Source organism: Pseudomonas sp. GW821-FHT04D07 (assembly GCF_059420225.1).
The window spans coordinates 130,637-153,553 of the sequence record NZ_JBWKTH010000006.1; the positions used below are offsets into that span (position 1 = coordinate 130,637).

General features: G+C 61.8%; 24 protein-coding genes. 11 read left to right on the top strand and 13 right to left on the bottom strand.

Annotated elements, in window-relative coordinates; genetic code table 11:
• Positions 1-101: 101 nt before the first annotated feature.
• The 7 genes from murA to AC07T0_RS10560 form a co-directional block, all read right to left on the bottom strand.
• On the bottom strand, positions 102-1,367 hold the full coding sequence (gene murA / locus AC07T0_RS10530) for a UDP-N-acetylglucosamine 1-carboxyvinyltransferase (RefSeq protein ID WP_495001119.1): 1,266 nt from the start codon (positions 1,365-1,367) through the stop codon (positions 102-104).
• Positions 1,368-1,391: 24 nt separating this feature from the next.
• Positions 1,392-1,643 carry a BolA family protein gene (locus tag AC07T0_RS10535; RefSeq protein ID WP_495001120.1) on the bottom strand — a complete coding sequence of 84 codons (252 nt, stop codon included), beginning with the start codon at positions 1,641-1,643 and terminating at the stop codon, positions 1,392-1,394.
• A 116-nt stretch (positions 1,644-1,759) separates the two neighbouring features.
• Positions 1,760-2,065 carry an STAS domain-containing protein gene (locus AC07T0_RS10540; RefSeq protein WP_495001121.1) on the bottom strand — a complete coding sequence of 102 codons (306 nt, stop codon included), beginning with the start codon at positions 2,063-2,065 and terminating at the stop codon, positions 1,760-1,762.
• On the bottom strand, positions 2,058-2,717 hold the full coding sequence (locus AC07T0_RS10545; RefSeq protein ID WP_495001122.1) for an MlaC/ttg2D family ABC transporter substrate-binding protein: 660 nt from the start codon (positions 2,715-2,717) through the stop codon (positions 2,058-2,060). Before AC07T0_RS10545 ends, AC07T0_RS10540 begins: the two co-directional genes overlap by 8 nt.
• Positions 2,718-2,728: 11 nt before the next feature.
• A complete protein-coding gene (mlaD, locus tag AC07T0_RS10550; protein ID WP_495001123.1) occupies positions 2,729-3,196 on the bottom strand; it encodes an outer membrane lipid asymmetry maintenance protein MlaD in 468 nt (155 codons plus the stop codon).
• Entirely contained in the window at positions 3,196-3,993 is a 798-nt protein-coding gene (gene mlaE / locus AC07T0_RS10555) for a lipid asymmetry maintenance ABC transporter permease subunit MlaE (protein WP_495001124.1), read from the bottom strand. The genes mlaD and mlaE overlap by 1 nt, the downstream gene beginning before the upstream one ends.
• A gap of 2 nt (positions 3,994-3,995) precedes the next feature.
• Positions 3,996-4,805: an ATP-binding cassette domain-containing protein gene (locus AC07T0_RS10560; RefSeq protein ID WP_495001125.1), complete on the bottom strand. Its 810-nt coding sequence runs from the start codon at positions 4,803-4,805 to the stop codon at positions 3,996-3,998.
• A 291-nt stretch (positions 4,806-5,096) separates the two neighbouring features.
• On the opposite strand from AC07T0_RS10560, the gene AC07T0_RS10565 reads away from it, so the two are divergent.
• The 10 genes from AC07T0_RS10565 to AC07T0_RS10610 all read left to right on the top strand — a co-directional run bounded on the left by AC07T0_RS10565 (position 5,097) and on the right by AC07T0_RS10610 (position 12,173).
• Complete coding sequence (locus AC07T0_RS10565) at positions 5,097-6,071, top strand: KpsF/GutQ family sugar-phosphate isomerase (RefSeq protein ID WP_495001126.1); 975 nt, start codon at positions 5,097-5,099, stop codon at positions 6,069-6,071.
• Positions 6,072-6,596, top strand: a complete 525-nt coding sequence (locus tag AC07T0_RS10570) for a KdsC family phosphatase (RefSeq protein WP_495001127.1) — start codon at positions 6,072-6,074, stop codon at positions 6,594-6,596.
• 8 nt (positions 6,597-6,604) lie between these two features.
• A complete protein-coding gene (gene lptC / locus AC07T0_RS10575) occupies positions 6,605-7,177 on the top strand; it encodes an LPS export ABC transporter periplasmic protein LptC (protein WP_495001128.1) in 573 nt (190 codons plus the stop codon).
• Positions 7,164-7,709 carry a lipopolysaccharide transport periplasmic protein LptA gene (lptA, locus tag AC07T0_RS10580; RefSeq protein ID WP_248794845.1) on the top strand — a complete coding sequence of 182 codons (546 nt, stop codon included), beginning with the start codon at positions 7,164-7,166 and terminating at the stop codon, positions 7,707-7,709. Before lptC ends, lptA begins: the two co-directional genes overlap by 14 nt.
• The gene (gene lptB, locus AC07T0_RS10585) at positions 7,709-8,434 is read left to right on the top strand and encodes an LPS export ABC transporter ATP-binding protein (RefSeq protein WP_495001129.1); all 726 of its coding nucleotides are present in this window, start codon (positions 7,709-7,711) and stop codon (positions 8,432-8,434) included. The genes lptA and lptB overlap by 1 nt, the downstream gene beginning before the upstream one ends.
• Before the next feature lie 187 nt (positions 8,435-8,621).
• Entirely contained in the window at positions 8,622-10,118 is a 1,497-nt protein-coding gene (locus AC07T0_RS10590; RefSeq protein WP_495001130.1) for an RNA polymerase factor sigma-54, read from the top strand.
• Between the two features lie 126 nt (positions 10,119-10,244).
• Positions 10,245-10,550, top strand: coding sequence for a ribosome hibernation-promoting factor, HPF/YfiA family (gene hpf, locus AC07T0_RS10595; protein WP_017126531.1), 306 nt, complete (start codon positions 10,245-10,247; stop codon positions 10,548-10,550).
• A 9-nt stretch (positions 10,551-10,559) separates the two neighbouring features.
• On the top strand, positions 10,560-11,024 hold the full coding sequence (gene ptsN, locus AC07T0_RS10600; protein WP_495001131.1) for a PTS IIA-like nitrogen regulatory protein PtsN: 465 nt from the start codon (positions 10,560-10,562) through the stop codon (positions 11,022-11,024).
• A 2-nt stretch (positions 11,025-11,026) separates the two neighbouring features.
• The gene (gene rapZ / locus AC07T0_RS10605) at positions 11,027-11,884 is read left to right on the top strand and encodes an RNase adapter RapZ (RefSeq protein WP_495001132.1); all 858 of its coding nucleotides are present in this window, start codon (positions 11,027-11,029) and stop codon (positions 11,882-11,884) included.
• Positions 11,885-11,900: 16 nt separating this feature from the next.
• Positions 11,901-12,173, top strand: coding sequence for an HPr family phosphocarrier protein (locus tag AC07T0_RS10610; protein ID WP_177093208.1), 273 nt, complete (start codon positions 11,901-11,903; stop codon positions 12,171-12,173).
• A gap of 222 nt (positions 12,174-12,395) precedes the next feature.
• Here the strand turns inward: AC07T0_RS10610 and pmbA are convergent, their stop codons facing one another.
• Positions 12,396-13,742, bottom strand: a complete 1,347-nt coding sequence (gene pmbA / locus AC07T0_RS10615) for a metalloprotease PmbA (protein WP_495001133.1) — start codon at positions 13,740-13,742, stop codon at positions 12,396-12,398.
• Positions 13,743-13,850: 108 nt separating this feature from the next.
• Here pmbA and yjgA point away from each other — a divergent pair, with 108 nt between their 5' ends.
• Positions 13,851-14,372 (top strand): ribosome biogenesis factor YjgA, encoded by a 522-nt coding sequence (gene yjgA / locus AC07T0_RS10620; RefSeq protein ID WP_495001134.1) that lies wholly within the window; start codon positions 13,851-13,853, stop codon positions 14,370-14,372.
• Between the two features lie 51 nt (positions 14,373-14,423).
• Here yjgA and tldD read toward each other — a convergent pair whose 3' ends face one another.
• The 5 genes from tldD to AC07T0_RS10645 form a co-directional block, all read right to left on the bottom strand.
• The gene (tldD, locus tag AC07T0_RS10625) at positions 14,424-15,866 is read right to left on the bottom strand and encodes a metalloprotease TldD (protein WP_495001135.1); all 1,443 of its coding nucleotides are present in this window, start codon (positions 15,864-15,866) and stop codon (positions 14,424-14,426) included.
• Between the two features lie 19 nt (positions 15,867-15,885).
• A complete protein-coding gene (locus AC07T0_RS10630; RefSeq protein WP_495001136.1) occupies positions 15,886-16,731 on the bottom strand; it encodes a carbon-nitrogen hydrolase family protein in 846 nt (281 codons plus the stop codon).
• Between the two features lie 93 nt (positions 16,732-16,824).
• Positions 16,825-20,640 carry a YhdP family protein gene (locus AC07T0_RS10635; protein WP_495001137.1) on the bottom strand — a complete coding sequence of 1,272 codons (3,816 nt, stop codon included), beginning with the start codon at positions 20,638-20,640 and terminating at the stop codon, positions 16,825-16,827.
• A gap of 75 nt (positions 20,641-20,715) precedes the next feature.
• On the bottom strand, positions 20,716-22,173 hold the full coding sequence (rng, locus tag AC07T0_RS10640; protein ID WP_495001138.1) for a ribonuclease G: 1,458 nt from the start codon (positions 22,171-22,173) through the stop codon (positions 20,716-20,718).
• Positions 22,174-22,232: 59 nt separating this feature from the next.
• Complete coding sequence (locus tag AC07T0_RS10645) at positions 22,233-22,838, bottom strand: Maf family protein (RefSeq protein ID WP_495001139.1); 606 nt, start codon at positions 22,836-22,838, stop codon at positions 22,233-22,235.
• Positions 22,839-22,917 lie beyond the last annotated feature (79 nt).

Below are 22,917 nucleotides of genomic sequence, written 5' to 3' on the forward strand. Positions count from 1 at the left end.
TTGCTCGCGATGGTAGTCGGGGACACCGCGGGGCATCAGACTTCCCGCGTTATCGTTGACGCCCATCGCGAGCAAGCTCGCTCCTACAGGGGGGAACAGCACTAGCCCGGAACGCGGCGGATCTTGGCACCGAGCATCTGCAACTTCTCTTCGATGCACTCATAACCACGGTCGATGTGGTAGATGCGGTCGATCAGCGTGTCACCTTCAGCGGTCAGCGCCGAAATCACCAGGCTGGCCGAAGCCCGCAGGTCGGTAGCCATGACCGGCGCGCCTTTCAGGCGTTCGATACCGGTGACGATGGCAGTGTTGCCTTCGACCTGGATCTTCGCGCCCATGCGATGCAGCTCGTACACGTGCATGAAACGGTTTTCGAAAATCGTCTCGATCACCGCGCCAGTGCCTTCAGCGATGGCGTTGAGCGAAATGAACTGGGCCTGCATGTCGGTCGGGAATGCCGGGTACGGCGCGGTGCGCACGTTGACCGCCTTCGGCCGCTTGCCATGCATGTTCAGCTCGATCCAGTCTTCACCGGTGGTGATTTCGGCACCGGACTCTTTCAGCTTCTCCAGCACGGCTTCAAGAATGGTCGGATCGGTGTCCTTGACCTTGACCCGGCCACCCGTAGCGGCCGCGGCCACCAGGTAGGTGCCGGTCTCGATACGGTCCGGCATCACCTTGTAGGTGGCCGAGTGCAGGCGCTCGACACCGTCGATGGTGATGGTGTCGGTACCGGCACCGCTGACCTTGGCGCCCATGGCGTTGAGGAAGTTCGCCAGGTCGACCACTTCCGGCTCGCGCGCGGCGTTCTGCAGCACGCTGCGGCCACGGGCCAGGGAGGCGGCCATCATGATGTTCTCGGTACCGGTCACGGAGACGGTATCAAAGAAAAAGTTCGCCCCGCGCAGGCCGCCTTCCGGCGCCTTGGCCTTGATGTAGCCGCCTTCGACGTCGATCACCGCACCCATGGCTTCCAGGCCGCGGATGTGCAGGTCCACCGGACGCGAGCCGATGGCGCAACCGCCAGGCAGGGCGACTTCGGCTTCACCGAAACGGGCGACCATCGGCCCCAGCACCAGGATCGAGGCACGCATGGTTTTCACCAGCTCGTACGGCGCGATCAGGGTCTTGATGCTGCGCGGATCGATTTCCACGCTGAGCTTCTCGTCGATCACCGGCTCAATGCCCATGCGCCCGAACAGCTCGATCATGGTGGTGATATCGTGCAGGTGCGGCAGGTTGGCCACGGTCACCGGGCCATCGCACAGCAACGTGGCGGCCAGGATCGGCAGGGCGGAGTTCTTCGCCCCGGAAATGCGGATTTCGCCATCAAGACGAACGCCGCCAGTAATAATCAGTTTGTCCATAAGGGTCTCGACGCCAATTCAGGCTCAGGTGCGCTCGGCCCAGGCCGCGCGGCTGAAAAATTTCATAGTGACCGCATGGATGCTGCCATCGGCGATCCACGGGTTCAAATGGGCATAGATGCTCTGCTGACGCTTCACCGGGCTCAGGGCCACCAGTTCGTCGCTAATTACGTTCAGCTGGAAGTTGCAGCCTTCGCCTTCAACTTCAACCTGCACTTTTGAAAGAGTGTCCGACAGCTTTTCTTCAAGGAAGCTCTTTACTTCGTAAGCCTGCATGCTCAACCTCAATCGGCGCCCAACGCGCGCGGGTCGGCCATCATACAAAAAAGCCCCGCGCCTGCGAACCCCGCATTGCAGGACACTGACGGGGGGCTTCTTTATTCATGGCACTGTCAATGAACGCCGAGGATCTCCGTCAACTCGGAAACCTCGGCGATTTCTCGCATGTCTTGCGGCATGGCGCGAATGCTCAAGGCTTTGCCGCCCTCGGCGGCGTCACGCATGAACGCCAGCAGCAAGGCCAGGCCGACACTGCTGGATTTCTCCACCGCGGAGCAGTCGACCACCACGGCCGGCGCAGCGCTGGCCTTGATCAGCACCTGCCCGTCCTTGCGCAAGGCCGGGCCGGTGCTGTAGTCGATCACCCCGGCCAGCAGCACTTCACCTGCCTCACCGGCGCGAACGCTGGCTTCACTCACTCTGCGCGCCCTTCTGCGGGTTTTTCTCGGATTCGGCCTTGGCCTTCTCCACTTCGCTGGCCCAGTTGTTGATGGTCTGGTCCAGGTTGTTGTTGTTGCGCTGCATCGCATCGGTGAACTGATCGCGGAACAGCTTGCCGATATTGATGCCGTTGATGATCACGTTGCGCAGCTTCCACTCGCCGTTGATTTTCTCCATGGTGTAGGAAACCGGATAGATCGCGCCGTTGTTGCCCTTGACGGTCATGCCGACGCTGGTACGGTCGCCCGACTCATCCTTGGGCTGATCGACGGTGATGCCCTGGTTGTTGTACTCCAGCAAGGCGTTGCCGTAGAACTGGAACAGGCCCTTCTTGAAGTTTTCCTCGAAGGTCTTCATCTGCTCGGGCGTGGCCTTGCGCGAGTACTTGACCGTCATGATGCTTTTGGAAATGCCTTCGGCATCCACCACCGGGCCGATGATGGTGTTCAGCGCCTCATAGAAAGCTCCGGGGTTCTGTTTGTACTGCGCCTTGTTCGCTGTAAGGTCGGCCAGTATCCGGTCAGTGGTGTTCTTGACCAGGTCATGGGCCGAGGTCGCAGCCAGGGCAGTGCCCATCAAGGGCAAGGTCGCCAGCAGCACCAGCAGACTACGTCGCAACATCGAGATCATGGAAAAACTCCTCATTTGGCGTCTTTATTCACGGTATTGAGCAGGAATTTACCGATCAGATCTTCCAGCACCAGCGACGACTGGGTGTCGTGGATAGTCCCACCATCCTTGAGCAGGGTGTCTTCCCCGCCCACGCTGAGGCCGATGTACTTCTCACCGAGCAAGCCCGCCGTGAGGATAGACGCAGTGGAATCAGTCGGCAGGTTGTTCACGCGTTTTTCAACTTGCATGGTCACCCGACCGGTGAAACTGTCATGGTCCAGATCGATCGCCGTCACCTTGCCGATGGTGACACCGGCCATGGTGACCTTAGCTCTGACAGTCAAACCGGCGATATTGTCGAAGTACGCATATAATTTATACGTTTCAGTGTTTGCCGTAGGGGACAGTCCACTGACCCGCAACGCAAGCAGCAGCAAAGCCAGGATGCCAGCCAGCAGAAAAAGGCCGACACCGATTTCCAGGGTGCGGTTTTGCATCAGAAATCTCCAAACATCAAGGCGGTCAGAATAAAGTCAAGGCCCAGCACTGCCAGGGAGGCATAGACCACGGTCTTGGTCGTGGCACGGCTGATCCCCTCGGAAGTAGGTTCGCAGTCGTAGCCTTGAAACACGGCAATCCAGGTCACCACGAAGGCGAACACGATACTTTTGATGATGCCGTTCAGCACATCACTGTTGAACGTCACACTGTTCTGCATGTTGGCCCAGTAGGAGCCCTCATAGACCCCCAGCCAGTCAACCGCCACCCACGAACCGCCCCAGATCCCAACCACGCTGAAGATCATTGCCAGCAGCGGCAGGGAAATGAAGCCGGCCCACAACCGCGGCGCGATGATGTACTTGAGCGGATCGACACCGATCATCTCCAGGCTGGAAAGCTGCTCGGTGGACTTCATGTTGCCGATTTCGGCGGTCAGCGCCGAACCGGCCCGCCCGGCGAACAGCAACGCGGTGACCACCGGCCCGAGCTCGCGCAACAGGGTCAGAGCGACCATCTGCCCCACCGCCTGCTCGGAACCGTAGCTGGAGAGGATATTGAAACCCTGCAGAGCCAGGACCATGCCGATGAAGACCCCGGAGACGACAATGATCACCAGGCTCATCACGCCCACGGAATGCAATTGCTTGATCAGCAGCCCGAAGCCGCCGCCGATGCTGCCGCGGCCGAACAGCACATGGGAGAGAAACAGGGTCGAACGACCGAACACGGCGAGCACGTCCAGGCCCGAGCGACCGAACAGGCGCACTCTCTCGATAATGGATTTCTTGCGCATTGTCAGCGCTTCCCCAACAGGTCGGTGCGGTAGTCCGGCGCCGGAAAGTGGAACGGTACGGGACCGTCGGGATCGCCCTTCATAAACTGGCGGATACGCGGGTTATCGGCGTTCATCAGTTCTTCCGGGGTACCTTGCCCGAGCACCTCGCCATCACCGACCACATACAGGTAGTCGGCGATGCTGGCGGTTTCGGCCAGATCATGGGAGACCACAATGCTGGTGATGCCCAGGGCGTCATTGAGCAGGCGGATCAAGCGCACGAGTACGCCCATGGCGATCGGGTCCTGACCGACGAACGGTTCGTCGTACATGAGGATCTGCGGGTCCAGGGCAATGGCCCGGGCCAGAGCCACACGACGTTTCATGCCGCCGGACAATTCGTCGGGCATCAGGTCGACCGCCCCGCGCAGGCCTACCGCCTGCAATTTGAGCAGGACAATGTCACGAATCATTTCTTCCGGCAGTTCGGTGTGAACCCGCAGCGGAAAGGCGACGTTCTCGAAAACGTCCAGGTCGGTGAACAGTGCACCGCTCTGGAACAGCACGCCCATGTGCTTGCGCGCATCGAACAGATCGCCGCGCGACAGGGTGGGGAGATTCTGACCATTGACCCAGACTTCGCCGCCGCTGGGGCGCAGTTGCGCGCCTATCAGCCGCAACAGGGTGGTCTTGCCGCACCCGGAAGGCCCCATGATGCCGGTGACCTTGCCTCGCGGGATACGAATGTCGACATTATTGAAGATGCTGCGCGCACCGCGCTTGAAGGTCACACCCTTCAGCTCGACCGCGTAGGCGTTATCGGCGCTCATCTAAACTCCTTGCGATGCGGCCTCGGACTCGGACACCCGGCCTCTCTTGAAAAGAGGCGCATACGTCCTGAGCGGGCCGAACTAGCCGCGAACTATATCACCGCTGATACGAGCCGCCCAAGACCGAAGCCACCCTTGTTCAGGATAAATACAGCCGGGCTTGACAGCTTGCGAGATAAAAACCGAAGGCAAACTCCTACAGCCTCCACGCAAAACGCAATGATCTAGTGTGAGTGGAGAAGTCATTGCCGCTATAATCGCGCCTTTTCATCAGGCTAACCGATTTCTGACATGAGCCAATCCAGCGACCTGATTCAATCAGCACAACGCACCATCCGCCTCGAACGCGAAGCCGTAGAAGGCTTGCTCGCCCACATCGACGCGGATTTCGTACGCGCTTGCGAAATGATTCTGGCCAGCAAGGGCCGTGTGGTCGTGGTCGGCATGGGCAAGTCCGGGCACATCGGCAACAAGATCGCCGCGACCCTGGCCAGTACCGGCACCACGGCGTTTTTCGTGCATCCCGCCGAGGCCAGCCACGGCGACATGGGCATGATCACCCGGGACGACATCATCCTGGCCCTGTCCAACTCCGGCTCCACCGCGGAAATCGTCACCCTGCTGCCCTTGATCAAGCGCCTGGGCATCCAGTTGATCAGCCTGACCGGCAACCCCGACTCGCCGCTGGCCAAGGCCGCCGAAGTCAACCTGAACGTGCATGTCGAGCATGAGGCCTGCCCGCTGAATCTGGCCCCGACCTCCTCCACCACCGCCGCCCTGGTGATGGGCGATGCCCTGGCCGTGGCACTGCTCGAAGCCCGCGGCTTCACCGCCGAGGACTTTGCCTTTTCCCATCCGGGCGGCGCCCTGGGTCGTCGACTGTTGCTGAAAGTGGAAAATGTCATGCATGCCGGCGACGAGTTGCCACAGGTACTGCGCGGCACCCTGCTGAAAGACGCGCTGATGGAAATGACGCGCAAAGGCCTCGGCATGACCGTGATCGTCGAAGCCGACGGGCGCCTGGCCGGGATCTTCACCGACGGCGACCTGCGCCGGACCCTGGACCGCACCATCGACATTCACACGGCCCTGATCGAAGACGTCATGACTCCCCACGGCAAGACCGCACGGGCCGAGATGCTCGCCGCCGAAGCCCTGAAAATCATGGAAGACCACAAGATCAGCGCGCTGGTGGTGATCGACGGCGAAGATCGCCCGGTGGGCGCCCTGAATATGCACGATCTGCTGCGCGCGGGAGTGATGTAAATGAACGACGATCTGTTGCAACGCGGCAAAGCCATCAAGCTGGCGGTCTTCGACGTCGACGGCGTGCTGACCGATGGCCGCCTGTACTTCCTCGAAGACGGCAGCGAATTCAAGTCGTTCAGCACCCTCGACGGCCAGGGCATCAAGATGCTGATGGCCGCCGGCGTGCAAACCGCTATTATCAGCGGTCGCAAGACCGCACTGGTCGAACGCCGCGCGCAGAACCTCGGCATCCCCCATGTCTACCAGGGTCGCGAGGACAAGCTGGTGGTGCTCGACGCCCTGCTCGCCCAGCTCAATCTAAGCTATGAACAGGTCGCCTACCTGGGTGACGACCTGCCGGACCTGCCGGTGATCCGCCGCGTCGGATTGGGCATGGCGGTGGCCAACGCCGCCAGCTTCGTCCGCGAACACGCCCACGGTATTACCCGGGCCCGGGGTGGCGAAGGCGCCGCCCGCGAATTCTGCGAGCTGATCCTGCAAGCCCAGGACAGCCTTGAAGCGGCTCACGCCGCCTACCTGTAGAGCTATTTATGCTGAGCAAGAAAATTCGCAACATTCTGCTGTTCGCTGTCATTGCTGCGATTTTCGCGGCTGTTGGCTACTGGAACATCAGCCCGGAACGCTTCCTCGAGCGCCCGATGGCGCAGGTCGATGAAACCCAGATCGACTACTACGCTATTAACGCCCACAGCATTCAGTACATGCCGGACGGCCGGGTCCAGTACGACCTGACCGGTGACAAGGTCGAACACCTCAAGGCTTCCGACGTTACCCTGGTGACCAAGCCCGACATGCACATCTACCGTGGCACGGTCTATCCCTGGCACGTCCAGAGCGAGCACGCCGAGGTCAACCCGGACGGCACCGAGATCGAACTGATCGACTCGGTACGGGTGGCGCGCACTGACGAACTACAGCGGGAAGTGATCATTACCAGCAGTCGAATGACAGTATTCCCACAGAAGCAATATGCGCAGACCGAGCAAGCCGTTAGAATCGACGGTGCCGACGGCGTGACCACTGGCAAGGGAATGAAAGCGTATTTGAACGACAGCCGGATACACCTGCTGTCCAATGTAAGAGGACAGTATGAGTCTCGTTAAAACCCTCCCTATTTTGCTTGGCCTGGGTGCGGCACTGGGAAGCGTGAGCGCCTGGGCACTGCCGACCGACAGCCAGCAGCCCATCCGCATCCAAGCCGACGACGCTCAACTGGACGACAAGCAAGGCATCGCCACCTACAAGGGCGATGTGGTCATTACCCAAGGCTCGATGATCGTCAAGGGCAACACCGTGACGCTGACCCGGACCAAGGACGGCGCCATCGACGTGGTGACCTCCGTGGGCAACCTGGCCTACTTCGAGCAACTGCAGAAAGTCGGCGATCCGAAGCCGGTGCAGGGCTATGGCGTGACCATCCAGTACCACGCTCAGCAGAACCGCATCATCCTGATCGACAAGGCCAAGGTGATCAACGACGGCAACACCACCGAAGGCGAGAAAATCGTCTACGACACGGTGAAGCAGATTGCCCAGGCCGGTCGCGCCAACGGTAGCGCGATCACCGCGCCGCGCCCACGCATCGACATGGTCATCCAGCCGAAGCAGAAAACCGAACAGCAGAAGGCGCAGTAATGGCAACCCTGAAAGCCCAGCATCTGGCCAAGGCCTACAAAAGTCGCCAGGTGGTGCGTGATGTCAGCCTGTCGATCGACAGCGGGCAGATCGTCGGCTTGCTCGGCCCCAACGGTGCCGGCAAGACCACCTGCTTCTACATGATCGTCGGTCTGGTCCAGGCCGACCAGGGTCGCGTGCTGATCGACGACCAGGACGTCAGCCACCAGCCCATGCACGGCCGCGCGCGCGCCGGGATCGGCTACCTGCCCCAGGAAGCGTCGATTTTCCGCAAGCTGTCGGTGGCGGACAACATCATGGCAATCCTCGAGACCCGCAAGGACATCGACAAGAACGCTCGCCGCAAGGAGCTGGAAAGCCTGCTGCAGGAATTCCACATCAGCCACATCCGCGATAACCTCGGTATGAGCCTGTCTGGTGGCGAACGGCGTCGCGTGGAAATTGCCCGCGCCCTGGCCACCGCGCCGAAATTCATCCTGCTCGACGAACCCTTCGCCGGGGTTGACCCGATTTCCGTAGGCGATATCAAACAGATCATCTATCACCTCAAGGCCAAGGGCATCGGTGTATTGATCACCGACCACAACGTCCGCGAGACCTTGGACATCTGCGAAACCGCCTATATCGTCAATGATGGACAGCTGATTGCCGAAGGCGATTCGGCCACCATCCTGGCCAACGAACTGGTCAAGGAAGTCTACCTGGGCCACGAATTCCGCCTGTAAACATCGAGGCAAAGGATCAAGCGCCAGAGCGCGCCCCGTTCAATAAAAACCACACAATTTTTATTGTTACAACGCTCTAGGCAAAGGCTCGGGTTTCAGGCATATAATTTGCTTATGTTTGGCGCCCCGGCGCCCTGTAGAGTGGATGGCGCATGCGCGCCGGCGAATAAGGTGTTAAGCCCCTGCCATGAAACCATCGCTAGTCCTGAGAATGGGCCAGCAGCTGACGATGACACCGCAGCTGCAACAGGCCATCCGCCTGCTCCAATTGTCGACCCTGGACCTTCAGCAGGAAATCCAGGAGGCCCTGGAGTCCAATCCGATGCTCGAACGCCAGGAAGAAGGCGACGACTTCGACAATACCGACCCGCTGGCCGACAACGCCGAGCACAAACCCAACACCGAGGTCGAAGAACCGTCCTACCAGCAGGAAACCGCGCCGACGGTGGACAATCTCGAGGAAGGCGACTGGAACGAGCGCATTCCCAACGAGCTGCCCGTCGACACCGCCTGGGAAGATGTCTACCAGACCAGCGCCAGCAGCCTGCCAAGCAACGATGACGACGAGTGGGACTTCACCACCCGCACCTCGGTCGGCGAGAGCCTGCAGAGCCACCTGCTCTGGCAACTGAACCTGGCACCGATGTCCGACACCGACCGGCTGATCGCCGTAACCCTGATCGACTGCATCAACAATCAGGGCTACCTGGACGAGACCCTCGAGGAAATCCTCGACGCCTTCGACCCGGAGCTGGATATCGAGCTGGACGAGATCGAAGCGGTGCTGCATCGCATCCAGCAATTCGAACCGGCCGGCATCGGCGCGCGCAACCTCGGTGAATGCCTGTTGCTGCAACTGCGCCAGCTGTCGGCCCGCACGCCTTGGCTGGCCGAAGCCCAGCGCCTGGTCAGCGACTACATCGATCTGCTCGGCAGCCGCGACTACAGCCAGTTGATGCGGCGCATGAAGCTCAAGGAAGACGAACTGCGCCAGGTCATCGAACTGGTCCAGGGCCTCAACCCGCGCCCGGGCTCGCAAATCGAGTCCAGCGAAGCCGAATACGTGGTGCCGGACGTGATCGTGCGCAAGGACAACGAGCGCTGGCTGGTGGAACTGAACCAGGAATCGGTACCCCGCCTGCGGGTCAACCCGCAGTACGCCGGTTTTGTCCGGCGTGCCGACACCAGCGCCGACAACACCTTCATGCGCAACCAGTTGCAGGAAGCTCGCTGGTTCATCAAGAGCCTGCAGAGCCGCAACGAAACCCTGATGAAGGTCGCCACCCAGATCGTCGAGCACCAGCGCGGCTTCCTGGAGTACGGTGACGAGGCGATGAAACCGTTGGTCCTGCATGACATCGCCGAAGCGGTGGGCATGCACGAATCGACGATTTCCCGGGTGACCACGCAAAAATTCATGCATACCCCCCGCGGTATCTATGAACTGAAATACTTTTTCTCCAGCCACGTCAGCACCTCCGAAGGCGGCGAATGCTCGTCCACGGCGATCCGCGCGATCATCAAGAAACTGGTTGCAGCGGAAAATCAGAAAAAGCCGTTGAGTGACAGCAAGATCGCTGGTTTACTGGAGGCACAAGGCATTCAGGTGGCCCGTCGTACCGTCGCCAAATACCGTGAGTCCCTGGGGATCGCCCCCTCCAGCGAGCGGAAGCGACTGATGTAGTGGACGGGGCCGCGTTACAGCGTCTGGGCTGCTTTCTGAAAGTCGCCGATCGGTGACTTTCAGGGCGTAGCACTGTGGCAGGCAATCGCCTGCCGCGTTATGCACTGGCAACGAAGGAGAAGCTGTATGCAAGTCAATATCAGTGGACACCAACTGGAAGTGACCGAACCCCTGCGTGCTTACATCGGCGAGAAACTCGACCGACTGGAGCGTCATTTCGACAAGATCACCAACGTACAGGTGACCATGGCCGTCGAAAAACTGAAGCAGAAAATCGAAGCCACCTTGCATATCCACGGCGGTGAAGTGGTCGCCAACGCCGAGCATGACGACATGTATGCGGCGATCGACCTGCTTACCGACAAGTTGGACCGACAACTGAAAAAGCATAAGGAAAAGAACCTGCACCTGCTCCAAGGTACAGGTCGCTGATACCCATCCATGATCCGACTTGAAAGCATCCTGACCCCCGGCCGTTCCTTGGTGAACGTGCCGGGCGGCAGTAAAAAGAAAGCCCTCGAGCAAATTGCCAACCTGATCAGCCAGGAAGTTCCTTATCTGGCGATGCAGGATGTCTTCGACAGCCTGATCGCGCGGGAAAAACTCGGCTCGACCGGTTTCGGCAATGGCATTGCCATCCCGCACTGCCGCCTGAAGGGTTGCGTGGCACCCATCAGCGCCCTGATGCATCTGGACGCCCCCATCGATTTCGATGCCATCGACGGCGCGCCGGTTGACCTGCTGTTCGTCCTGCTGGTCCCGGAAGCCGCCACCGATGCCCACCTGGAGCTGCTACGGCAGATTGCCAGCATGCTCGACCGCAAGGACGTGCGTGACAAGCTGCGCGGTGCAACCTCCAACCAGGCCCTGTATCAGGTGGTCCTGGACGAGCAGAGTGGTCACTGACCATGCGCTTGATCATCGTCAGTGGTCGTTCCGGCTCGGGTAAAAGTACCGCCCTCGATGTCCTCGAGGACAGCGGCTACTACTGCATTGACAACCTACCGGCCGGCCTGCTGCCGGAACTGGCCGAGCGCGCGCTGATCCATACCGAGCTGGCGCAACCGCTGGTGGCCGTTTCCATCGACGCGCGCAACCTGCCCAGCCACCTGTCGCGCTTCCCGGAACTGCTCGATGAAGTGCGCAGCCGGCACATCCAGTGCGATGTGCTGTACCTGGACGCCGACGAAGAAACCCTGCTCAAGCGTTTTTCCGAAACCCGTCGCCGCCACCCGCTGAGCAATGCCAATCGTTCCCTGGCCGAGGCCATTCGCGACGAAAGCAACCTGTTGGGGCCGATCTCGGACCTGGCCGACCTCAAGGTCAATACCACCCACCTGAACCTCTACCAACTGCGCGACACCATCAAGCTGCGCCTGCTGAACCAGCCGGAACCAGGCACCGCCTTCCTGGTCGAATCGTTCGGCTTCAAGCGCGGAATGCCGGTGGATGCCGACCTGGTGTTCGACGTACGTTGCCTGCCCAACCCCTACTGGAAACCGGAATTGCGCGAGCAGTCCGGGCTCGACCAACCGGTGGCCGAATACCTGGCCGCACAAGCCGACGTCGAGGAAATGTACCAAGATATTTCCAGTTATTTGCTCAAATGGTTGCCGCGTTTTGCCGCCAGCAACCGGGCTTATGTCACTATTGCCATCGGCTGCACGGGCGGGCATCACCGCTCCGTCTACCTCACCGAACGCTTGGGCAAGGCCCTGCAACAATCCCTGAAGAACGTCCAGGTCCGCCACCGCGACCTTAGCTGAAAGGACCACCACCGCGATGCCCGCTCTGGAAATTGAAATCATCAACAAACTGGGTCTGCATGCCCGCGCTTCGGCGAAGTTCGTCGGCGTGGCCGGCCAGTTCCCCTGCCAGATCCGCGCCGGGCGTACACCGGAAAGCATGGTCGACGGCAAGAGCATCATGGCCATGATGATGCTCGCGGCCGGCAAAGGCACCAAGATCCACCTGAAGACCGAAGGCGAGCAGGAAGACGATGCGATGGCCGCGCTGGTCAAGCTGATCAACAACTATTTCGACGAAGGCGAATAACGCCGGCCTGCCACGTACTCTGTAGGAGCGAGCTTGCTCGCGATGGTAGCCCTGACACCAAGGGGCACCAGGTTCCCCGCATTATCGTTGACGTCCATCGCGAGCAAGCTCGCGCCTACACCCTTCGCCAACAGGCGTTTCAGTCAGGCCATTGCGGGCGTGTAAAACGCCACAAAAAAGGCGCGCCATCCAACGGATGGCGCGCCTTTTTAATCAGTGCAATCAGCTACCGGCGACGGTCATCCGCTCGATCAATACCGAACCGGTACGGATATGGCTGCGCAGTTCCAGATCGCTGCCCACCGCGACGATCTGCTTGAACATATCGCGCATATTGCCGGCAATGGTCACTTCCTGAACCGGGAACTGGATTTCGCCATTCTCGACCCAGAAGCCCGCCGCACCGCGCGAATAATCCCCGGTGACCATGTTCAGGCCATGGCCCATCAACTCGGTCACCAGCAGGCCGCGGCCCATGCGCCGGATCAGCGCGTCCTGGTCCTCGACCCCATGGGTGACGAACAGGTTGTGCACGCCACCGGCGTTGGCCGTGCTCGGCAGGCCCAGCTTGCGGCCCGAGTAGGTACCCAGCACGTAGGAGACCAGGGTGCCATTTTCGACGAACGGCTTGGCATAGGTCGCCAGGCCGTCGCCGTCAAAGGCCGAGCTGCCCATGCCCTGCATCAGGTGCGGACGCTCGTCGAGGGTCAACCATTCCGGGAACAGGCGCTGGCCCATTGCCCCTTCGAGGAATGACGACTTGCGGTACAGGTTGCCGCCGGAGATTGCCGAAAGGAAATTGCCGAACAAACCACCGGCCAATTCCGCCGAGAACAGCACCGGCACTTCGCAGGTCGGCACCGGGCGCGCACCCAGGCGGCTGGCCGCCCGCTGCGCGGCCTTGCGGCCAATGCCCGCGGCATCCGCGAGCAATTCACCCTGGCGATTGACGTCATACCAGTAATCGCGCTGCATCTGGCCATCGCCTTCGGCGATCATCACGCAGCTGAGGCTGTGCCGGGTCGAGGCCGAGCCGCCGATAAAGCCGTGGCTGTTGCCATACACACGGCAACCCTGGGACGTACTCAGGGTGGTGCCGTCGGCATTCTTGATCCGGCTGTCGGCGTCGAACGCCGCCGCTTCACAGATCAAGGCGCGCTCGATGGCCTGCTCGGGTGTGATGTCCCAGGCATGGAACAGGTCGAAGTCCTTCAGCTCCTTGGCCATCAGGGCGGCATCAGCCAGGCCCGAGTGCTGGTCTTCCGAGGTGTGCTGGGCGATGGCCAGGGCCGCCGCCACGGTTTCGCGAATCGCCTCGGGACCGCTGGCCGAGGTGCTGGCCGACCCCTTGCGCTGCCCCACATACAAGGTGATGCCGAAGCCCTGGTCGCGGTTGAACTCGACGGTTTCAACTTCCCGCTGGCGCACCGAAGTCGACAACCCCTGTTCCAGGGACACTGCCACTTCACAGGCACTGGCGCCCTGGCGTTTGGCTTCGGCGAGAATCTGCTCGACCTGCTCCTGCAGGACCGGCAACGCCTGCGGGCCGACGCTTTGTGCTGAACTCATGGCTTTCTCCACTCAAATTCTGCTTTCGGTCAAGGTCTTCGAGCGACCGGGCCGGACAAGCGGCCCCCGACTGGTTATCATGGCGACGTTTCTTTGCGGACTGCCACCATGGTTGATTCTTACGACGACTCCCTCGATGGGGAGAAAAGCAAAACCCAGGTCAAACGCGAGCTGCATGCTCTGGTTGATCTCGGCGAGCGCCTGACAACACTCAAGCCCGACTTGGTGGCAAAACTGCCACTGACCGACGGCTTGCGCCGTGCCCTGGCCGAAGCGCCGAAGCACACCGCGAATATCGCGCGTAAACGGCATATCCAGTTCATCGGCAGGCTGATGCGCGACCAGGACACTGACGCCATCCTGATGTTGCTCGACCAACTCGATGCCTCCACCCGGCAATACAACGAACGCTTCCACAATCTCGAACGCTGGCGCGATCGCCTGATCGCCGGCTCCGACGATGTCCTGGAAAAGTTCGTCGTCGAATACCCGGACGCTGATCGCCAGCAACTGCGTTCCCTGATCCGCCAGGCTCAACACGAGCTTGCGCAGAACAAAGCGCCGGCCGCCAGCCGTAAAATCTTCAAATACATCCGTGAGCTGGACGATACTCAACGCGGTCTGCGTTGATCTTCGCCCCGGGTGAGTCGCCTTGGCGCTCACCCGACGCTCCACCTCTTCCTACGACCCCGTGCCACCCACGGTGATAGCATCGATCTTCAAGGTCGGCTGACCGACACCCACCGGCACCGACTGCCCATCCTTGCCGCAGGTCCCCACGCCGCTGTCCAGCGCCAGGTCGTTGCCGACCATCGACACCCGACTCATGGCTTCCGGGCCGTTGCCGATCAGGGTCGCGCCCTTGACCGGTGCGGTGATCTTGCCGTCTTCGATCAGGTAGGCCTCGCTGGTGGAGAACACGAACTTGCCACTGGTGATATCGACCTGGCCACCACCGAGGTTGGCGCAGTAGATACCGCGTTTCACCGAAGCGATGATTTCCGCCGGATCGCTTTCACCGCCCAGCATGTAGGTGTTGGTCATGCGCGGCATCGGCAGGTGCGCGTAGGACTCGCGACGACCGTTGCCGGTCCGCGCCACGCCCATCAGCCGGGCATTGAGCTTGTCCTGCATATAACCTTTGAGCACGCCGTTTTCGATCAGCGTGGTGCACTCGGTTGGCGTGCCTTCGTCATCGACGCTCAGGGAACCGCGCCGGCCCACCAGGGTACCGTCATCGACGATGGTGCAGAGTTTCGAGGCGACCATTTCGCCCATCCGCCCGCTGTAGGCCGAACTGCCCTTGCGGTTGAAGTCGCCTTCCAGGCCGTGGCCGACCGCCTCGTGCAGCAGCACCCCGGACCAGCCGGAACCGAGCACCACCGGCAAGGTACCGGCTGGCGCGGGAATCGCCTCGAGGTTGACCAGCGCCTGGCGCAAGGCCTCGCGGGCATACCCCATGGCCCGGTCTTCAGTCAGGAAATAACGATAGTCGGTACGCCCGCCGCCGCCGTGACCGCCGCGTTCGCGACGACCGTTCTGCTCGACGATCACGCTGACATTGAAGCGCACCAGTGGCCGCACATCCGCCGCCAGGCCGCCGTCGGTGGAGGCAATCAGAATCCGCTCCCAGACCCCGGCCATGCTCACCGAGACCTGCTGGATACGCGGATCCAGGGCCCGGGTGGCGACATCGACCCGCTTGAGCAACTCGACCTTCTCGGCCCGGCTCATGACGTCCAGCGGGTTGTCCGGCGCATACAACTGCGTGACATCCTGGCTGCTGAACACCTGCACCTTACCATGCTGCCCGGCCCGGGAAATCGAGCGCGCGGCACGCGCCGCCGAGCCCAGGGCTTCGAGGGTGATCGCGTTACTGTAGGCAAAGCCGGTTTTTTCGCCGGACTGGGCGCGCACGCCTACACCCTGGTCAAGGTTGAAACTGCCTTCCTTGACGATGCCGTCTTCCAGGGCCCAGGACTCGGAAATCTGCCCCTGGAAATACAGGTCGGCGGCATCGATGCCCGGCCCGGCCAGATCGCTCAGCACTGCTTGCAGGCTTTCGATGGTCACGCCACCCGGCGCCAACAGGTGTTCGCTGACTGAGGACAACAACTCGCTCATAGTTTTGCGCCTTATTTCGTCATTCCGATGCAGGTCGCTGCGCGCCCTGCGAGAAAAAGCGCCGATGGCTCGCCACCGGCATCCGCGCCCGGATGGACGCCTGTTCATTACTGTCGCGTTCGGCCAGCAACACCGCTTCGCCTTGATCCTGTTCGGCGACGATACGCCCCCATGGGTCGACAATCGCCGCATGGCCGAAGGTTTCCCGTGGCCCCGGATGCACCCCACCCTGGGCCGCCGCCAGCAGGTAGCACTGGGTCTCGATGGCCCGGGCGCGAATCAGCACCTCCCAATGCGCCGCACCGGTCACGGCGGTAAAGGCCGAGGGCGCGCTAATCAATTCGGCACCGGCCTTGCGCAACTCGCTGTAGAGCTCGGGAAAGCGCAGGTCGTAACACACGCTCAGACCCAGGCGCCCGACCGGGGTGTCGGCCACCACCACCTGGCTGCCATAAGCATAGTCATCGGATTCGCGATAACGCCCGCGCGTGTCCGCCACGTCCACATCGAACAAATGCAGTTTGTCGTAACGTGCCACCGCCTCGCCCTGCTCGTCGATCAACAGCGAGCAGGCGTTGGCCTTGGCATGCGGCTGGTCGACGGGCGGCAACGGCAAGGTGCCCGCCACTATCCATAACTTGAGGTCGCGGGCGGCCTGTTTCAACCAGGGCAGGATCGGTCCTTCGCCCAAGGCTTCGGCCCGACCGATCTCGGCGATGTCACGACGCCCCATGGCGGCGAAATTTTCCGGCAGCACGGCCAGCCGCGCGCCGCCTTCGGCAGCCCGCTCCAGCAGCGCGCGCGCCTGGGCCAGGTTGGCCAGGACATCGCTCTGGCTGACCATCTGGATGACGGAAAAGGTCATGGCGCACTCCTTCAAAGACATAGCGTCATGCTACTCCATGCAGCTGCACGCCCAGTACGAAAAATGCCAGCGCAACCGATTTGCGCCGGGGCCTTACTTCGACTTGTCAAACGGCTTGTCGAAAGTGATCTTCGGTTCTTTCCAGGGGCCCGTGACGCTGTATTTGACGCTGGCGAAACGCGCTACGCGGTCGCCGATCAACTTGTCGATCAGGAACAGTGCGCCGCCGATGGCCGGCGCGCCGACGATCAACGCGGCAATCGGCAGATTGTTGGTCACCGGCAAGGTCACCAGCAGCTTGGCATCGACCCGATCGGCGACCATATCGAGGGTGCCGTTGAGCTCCAGGTTGCTCGAAGGCCCGGTCAGGGTGATCGGCATGCGCGTCACATACACGCCATCGCTGGCCACCAGCAGGCCCTTGACCCGGTCGTAGCTCAGGCCTTTGCCCAGCAGGTCGGAAAAGTCCAGGCGCAGGCGGCGACCGATGGAGTTGAAGTTCAACAGGCCAAATACCCGCAGGGCCTGGGCACCGCCATCGGCCTCAACGAACTGGCCCTTGTTCAGGGTTGCATCGATACTGCCCGAGAAGCGCTTGGGCCCGACCCAGGCCGGCGAGCCGGGCCAGCGGCCGTCGACGTCGACGTGGAAATCCTCACTGGTGACGGTCGGGGCAAAGCTCCAGGCCTTGAGCACGTCCGCCAGGTTCTTGCCCTCCAGGCGCCCGTTGAACCAACTGCCGCTGCTGCCCGGTAGTCCTTCCCAACCGCCGGAACCTTGCAGCAGCATGCCCTTGAGGCCAAGATTGAGATCATTGAGCTTGATGCCCGTGGGGGTCGGACGCGCCTTGAGCGACCAGGCACCCACCAGGTCATTGCCCTGGAACAGTTGCTCGATGCTCAGGTCCACGGATGGAATCTGCCGCGGATCGACCGACGCCAACGGATCCGGGGCATTCTCATCCGCCACCACGCTCGGGTCCGGCGCCGGCAAACGCACATAGGCCAGCTTGACGCCAATCGGCACACCTTTGGTATCCGGCAAGGTCACGCTGCCCTTGACCTGCTGGCTGTCGATCTGCAAGCCCCAGGCATTGGCGCTACGGGCCATCTGCAGATTCACCTGGTCGAACTGGATACCGAAAGCACTGAGCTTGTCGACCTTGACATCCTCGCTGCTGAGCAATTGCTTGGCACTGCCGCCCGGATCCTGCCCCACATAACGGTCGGCGACGGCCTGCCAGGACTCCAGGTCGAGCTCCGACAATACCCCGCGGACTCGCAGGCCCTTGGTCGCCGGTAGTTGGGCATCGCCTTCACCGAGGAGCAGTTCACCACGCCCCTCGCCGAACCTGCCGCTCGGCGCGGCAAAGGTGAAGTTGGCCAGGGTGCCGTAATCGAACCAGTAACGCCGTTCGGCGCCTTGCAGGGTCATGCGGAACACGCTGTCGCGGCCCTGGCTGGCCGGCATGCCGAACGGCGCCGGCAAGTCGACGGCAACGCCCTTGAGGTTGGAGTTGATCATCAACTGGCTGTCGGCGCCGTCCAGGGTCAGTTGCAACTGGTAAGGCAGGTCGCCCGAGACCGGCAACGCCTGGCCGACACCCAGCCAATCGCCGAGTTTCTTGATCGTCACCTGCCCCTTGGCCACCACCCGGGTATTGAGACTGCCCGCTTTGCCGTCGGCGAAAATCTGCGCGCTGATGGGCCGCTCGAATGCCTGGGCACTGATGTTTTCGGCACTCAGCCCCTTGGTGCTGTCGAAGCGGAAGCTCCCCTTGAGCTGGCTCAGTTCCAGGGCCGGATCAGGCAGCTTGAGCGTGGCCTTGTCGGTCTTGAAATCCACCAGGATCTTCGGTGCCTCGGCCTTGACCAGCGGCACATCGAGGCTCACCTTGCCCGACAGGTCACCCGTGGCCTGCCAGCCGGCAAAGGTCGCGGCGGTGCCGATCGGCGCTTCCTGGAGAATCTTCAGACCGTCGCCCAGCCCACCGGCAAAGTTGCCGTCAAGCAACATGCGGCTGTGCTGCCCACTCGGCACATGGGGAATATTGACCACGATGTCGCTGACCTGGGTGTTGAGCAACTGGCCTTCGCTGGCCTTGATCCGCACCCCGCTGTCTTCGATGAAGACATCGCCCTTGACCTTGCTGACATGCGGCCAGCCCGGCTGGAACGCCAACTCCGTATCATGGACTTTGAAGAACAGGCTGATATTGCGCGCCGCGGCCGAGGCGTCGTGGTTCAGCGACCCCTGGTACTGGAAGAAGCCCTGCTCCACCGCGCCATGCAGGATCGAGCTGCGCAACCATTCGTCCAGCGTCGGGCTCAACACCGCCGGCAGGTACTTGGACGTGAAGCGACCTTCGCCATCCACCAGGCCGACCCGCAGATCCATGTAGTCTTCCGTGCCTTGGGCGAAGTGCAGGCGAATGAGGAAATCGGCGGCGATCCTGCCCTCTTCCCCGAGCACCTTGATGTAGGGCGCAATCAGGGTGAAACCTTCCTGGTCCAGGCGCCAGGTCAGGCGTGCATTGGCTTGCAGGTACTGCCAGGGGTTGTTGAAGATCGGGTACAGATGCAGGGAAAAATCCTTGCTGTCCATCCGCAGTTCGCCCTGGCCGAGGTCGCCGCTGATGCTGCCGCTGACGTTACGCGCCGCCGGGGCGCCATGGTAGGCGTCGAAACCGACCCGCTCCAGGTTCGCGGCGAAACTCAGCTTTTGATCACCGGTTTCTTCAGGGCGGTAATCCAGCAGCACATTGCGCAAGGCGCCGCTGACTTTCAGGTGATCGATAGCCGTGGCCAAGCCCTCGGGCAAGGGTGCCAGGGCATCGAGCAAGGGGGTGATCGGCGTCAGGTCGAGGCGATCGGCCTGCAGGTGCCAGTGCTCCGACGCCTTGTCAGTGGCGGCAAGTTGCTGCAATTGCAGATGGCTTTCCCAGCGCGTCTTCCCCAGGTTCATGGCCAGGGAATTAAGCTGCACGTCAAAACCCTGTCCGGTGTGCTGGACATAGGCGTTGAGGGCCAGGTTGTCGATGCTCACCGCCTTGCGCTGGGCATAGGCGCCCTGGAATTGCGGCGCATTGAGCCGGACCACGGCGTTCTGCACCGTGCCATTGGCCCAGTTCAACCAGAACTCGCCACCGGCCTTGAGCTCGGTGATTTTCATTTGCCCGCTCAGCCGCGCCGGCAGCCAGCGCGCCCAGTCGCTTTGCGGCAGGCTCAGGTAGGCCTGCGCGCTGCCGTTGCGCCAGTCGCTGGCGCGCAGGCGGGTTCTCAGGTTCAGGGCCACCGGCTGGCCGTCGGGCAAATTCAAGCGCAGGTCGAGGCGTTGGCGCGACACACCGCTTTCCAGGTTGAGACCGACATAAGTGAGGGTCAGCGGCGACTCGCCGAATGGCTGCAAGGTCACCTGACTGTCGAGCACCGAGAGCTGCTTGATCATCTGCCAGCGGGTCAGCAGCTGCGCGGGGTCCAACGGCTGATCGTCCTGGACCGGCAAGCCCTGGAGAGCCCAGTGGCCGTCCTGGTCTTCCTTCAGGCTCAGTTGCAGGCCGCCCAGTTCAAGATGGGCGATCCGCACTTCGCGAGCCCGCAGGCTGGCCCAGAGATCGGGCACCACCTGGACCTTGTCCAGCAACAACATCGACGCGCCCTGGCCGACCTTCACGTCGTGGGCCAGCAGCACCGGGGCCAGGCCGTGCCAGCGCCCTTCCAGGCTGCCGATGGACAGCGGCAGCCCCACGGCGGCCTGGGCCCTGCTTTCGATCTCGGCGCGATACTCGGCCACCAGCGGTACCAGTTGCCGGCCCAGGCTGACATATAACGCCACCAGCACCAGCAGCAACGCACAGAGGCCCATGCTCCAACGGGTCAAGCCGGCAACAAAGCGTGTCAGACGCTCCATGTCAGTGCCCCCTCAGGCAAGGTTCAATGAACAGGCCGACGCAGGACCGGGCTAGCAGGTTCTCAGTACAGGAAATCAGAGCAGCACCACGTCATATTGTTCCTGGGAATACATGGTCTCGACCTGGAAACGAATGGTGCGGCCGATAAAGCCTTCCAGCTCGGCGACATTGCCGGACTCTTCGTCCAGCAGGCGGTCGACGACCTTCTGGTTGGCCAACACTCTATAACCTTCGGCCTGGTAGGCGCGGGCTTCACGCAAAATTTCACGAAAAATCTCGTAGCAAACCGTTTCCGGGGTCTTCAACTTGCCACGCCCCTGGCAACTGCTGCAGGGCTCGCACAGCACCTGCTCAAGGCTTTCGCGAGTGCGCTTGCGGGTCATCTGCACCAGGCCCAGCTCGGTGATGCCGATGATGTTGGTCTTGGCGTGATCGCGCTCCAGTTGTTTTTCCAGGGTCCGCAGGACCTGGCGCTGGTGCTCCTCGTCTTCCATGTCGATGAAGTCGATGATGATGATCCCGCCGAGGTTGCGCAGGCGCAGTTGCCGGGCAATCGCGGTGGCCGCTTCGAGGTTGGTCTTGAAGATGGTTTCTTCGAGGTTGCGATGGCCGACGAAAGCACCGGTGTTGACGTCGATGGTGCTCATGGCTTCGGCCGGGTCGACCACCAGGTAGCCGCCGGACTTGAGCGGGACCTTGCGTTCCAGGGCCTTCTGGATCTCGTCCTCGACGCCATACAGGTCGAAGATCGGCCGCTCGCCGGGGTAATGCTCCAGGCGGTCGGCGATTTCCGGCATCAGTTCGGCAACGAACTGCGTGGTCTTCTGGAAAGTTTCCCGCGAGTCGATACGAATCTTCTCGATCCTTGGGCTGACCAGGTCGCGCAAGGTGCGCAGGGCCAGGCCCAAGTCTTCATAGATCACGCTGGGGGCGCCGATGGTCTTGATCTGCGCGCCGATCTGGTCCCAGAGGCGCCGCAGGTAACGGATGTCCATCATGATCTCGTCGGCCCCGGCGCCCTCGGCCGCCGTGCGCAGGATAAAGCCGCCGGCTTCGGTGATGCCTTCACGGGCCACGCAATCGCTGACCACCTGCTTGAGGCGCTCGCGCTCGGCTTCGTCCTCAATCTTCAGGGAAATGCCGACATGCGCGGTACGCGGCATGTACACCAGGTAACGCGAGGGGATCGACAGTTGTGTGGTCAGGCGTGCGCCCTTGGTGCCGATGGGGTCCTTGGTGACTTGCACCACCAGGCTCTGCCCTTCGTGCACCAGCGCGCTGATGCTCTCCACCGCCGGCCCTTCGCGCATGGAAATTTCCGAGGCGTGGATAAACGCCGCCCGGTCCAGGCCGATATCGACGAACGCCGCCTGCATGCCCGGCAACACCCGCACCACCTTGCCCTTGTAGATATTGCCGACAATTCCGCGTTTCTGCGTACGCTCGACATGAACCTCTTGCAACACGCCGTTCTCTACCACCGCCACGCGCGATTCCATCGGCGTGATGTTGATCAGGATCTCTTCACTCATGGCTGGGTCTCGTTCAGGCGCTTTCACAATAAAGTTGCCGTATCGCGGGCGTGCGGCAATCAGCGCACGACAAGGTTTTGCCAACAGGGTATGCCGAAATGGCCAAGCAGTTCTGCGGTTTCGCACACGGGCAGGCCGACCACGCCGGAATAACTGCCGTTCAGCCCCGCCACGAACACCGCCGCCAGACCTTGAATAGCATAGGCGCCGGCCTTGTCCCGTGGCTCGCCGCTGGACCAGTAGAGATGAGCTTCTTCCGAGTTTATCGGGCGAAATCTCACCAGACTGCGTACCACCCGCGACTCGCAGCGCTCACCGTCGAGCACGGCAATGGCCGTCAGCACTTCGTGTTCGCGAGCGGACAAAGCCTGCAACATGGCCAGCGCATCGGCTTCATCCACCGGTTTACCGAGAATCCGACCATCCAGGACCACGGCGGTATCGGCACCCAGCACGCAGGTACCGGCCGCGGCTTGCCCGGCACCCAGGCGCGCACGCCCGGCCGCGGCCTTGCTTCGCGCCAGACGCTCGACGTAGGCCAGCGGGCTTTCATCGGACAGCGGGGTTTCATCGACCTCGGCACTGATGACGCTGAACGGCACGCCGATCTGCGTCAGCAGTTCACGCCGACGCGGTGAGCCGGAAGCCAGGTAGAGCGAGGTCATCGAGACATCTCCATGTCGGGGCTCTTTATAGGAGCTATGTCAGCAGAGTCAGCAACTCACCCGGAAATGACCGGCGAGA